2 protein-coding genes are annotated in these 1178 nt (G+C 63.2%); one reads left to right on the top strand and one right to left on the bottom strand.

Translation table 11 applies throughout. The features are described from left to right. Positions 1–80 precede the first annotated feature (80 nt). Positions 81–857 carry a FadR/GntR family transcriptional regulator gene (locus EN893_RS34830; protein ID WP_127271478.1) on the top strand — a complete coding sequence of 259 codons (777 nt, stop codon included), beginning with the start codon at positions 81–83 and terminating at the stop codon, positions 855–857. A gap of 12 nt (positions 858–869) precedes the next feature. Here the strand turns inward: EN893_RS34830 and EN893_RS34835 are convergent, their stop codons facing one another. Next, the gene (locus EN893_RS34835; RefSeq protein ID WP_127270870.1) at positions 870–1160 is read right to left on the bottom strand and encodes a DUF3175 domain-containing protein; all 291 of its coding nucleotides are present in this window, start codon (positions 1158–1160) and stop codon (positions 870–872) included. Between the last annotated feature and the right edge of the window lie 18 nt (positions 1161–1178).

Below are 1178 nucleotides of genomic sequence, written 5' to 3' on the forward strand. Positions count from 1 at the left end.
TCTGTGCACAGCGGGCGGCTTTGCGGTGCAAGCCGCTTGCCGCGCTTGACAGCCTGCTTAATACGGACTTTCTGGAACCCATGCGGGACGCGAAGCCGAACAAGGAAAAATCGTTGGGGAAGGCGGTCTCCGGGGACCGTCCGGGCGGCGTTCGCCGCGCCGACGCCGCGCGTATCCCAGGCTCCAGCGTCCACGCCTCGCTGGCCAGCGAAATCGGCCTCAGGATCGTGCGCGGCGACTATCCGCCCGGCACCATCCTGCCCAATGAAGCGAAATGGTCGGAGACCTTCAGCGTCAGCCGCTCGGCGGTGCGCGAAGCCATCAAGATGCTGATGGCCAAGAGCCTTTTGGCCTCACGTCCCAAGATCGGCAGCTGGGTCGAGCCGAAGGAACGCTGGAACCTGCTCGATCGCGATGTGCTTGCCTGGTACGCGACGTCGCCGGATCGCGAAGTGTTCCTCAAGACGGTGCAGGAATTCCGCCACATCATCGAGCCGGAAGCGACCGCGTTTGCCGCCATGCGAAGAACCGACGAGCAGATGGCCGAGATCAGCCTGGCCTGCCGGGAGATGGGAGAGGCGACGAGCCTGCAGGAGCGGACCCGTGCCGACACGCGCTTCCATCTTGCCATCCTGCGGGCTTCGGGCAATGACCTTCTGGTGCCGCTCGGCGTACTGATCGAGTCCGCGTTCGATCACCTCTTTGCCTATACGACGCGGGAGATCGACGATCTCAACCACGCGCAGAAGCTGCACGAGGCGATCGAGAAGAACATCCGCTTGCAGCGCCCCGACGCCGCGCGCAATGCAGTGCGCAAACTGCTCGCCAACACAGACGGCGTCATCCGCGCCCGGTAGGGCCGGCCGCCGCTAATCATCCTTGTCACGTCCGAAGGCGCTGCGCAGTTCGTCCTTGGCGTCCTCAAGCACTTTTTTGCGCGCGGCAGGCAAGTTCTTGCCGGCGCGGTTGATGTAAAAATTCAGCATCGACATGGCGGATTGGAAAGGCTCGGCCTTGCGCCTGTGGCTGTGTTCGGCGGATCGTTTCAGCGAGCCGGCGATCTTCCTGGCGTCGTCGGATTCGAAGACGTGATCCTCAAGATCCATTGCGTTGCTGTGCTCGGTCACCTCGGCCGACCATTTTTTCCTGGTGGCGGTCATCGCTGGACTCCTTTGCAG

Source organism: Mesorhizobium sp. M7A.F.Ca.CA.004.04.2.1 (genome assembly GCF_004022825.1).
Classification (GTDB): Bacteria; Pseudomonadota; Alphaproteobacteria; order Rhizobiales; family Rhizobiaceae; genus Mesorhizobium.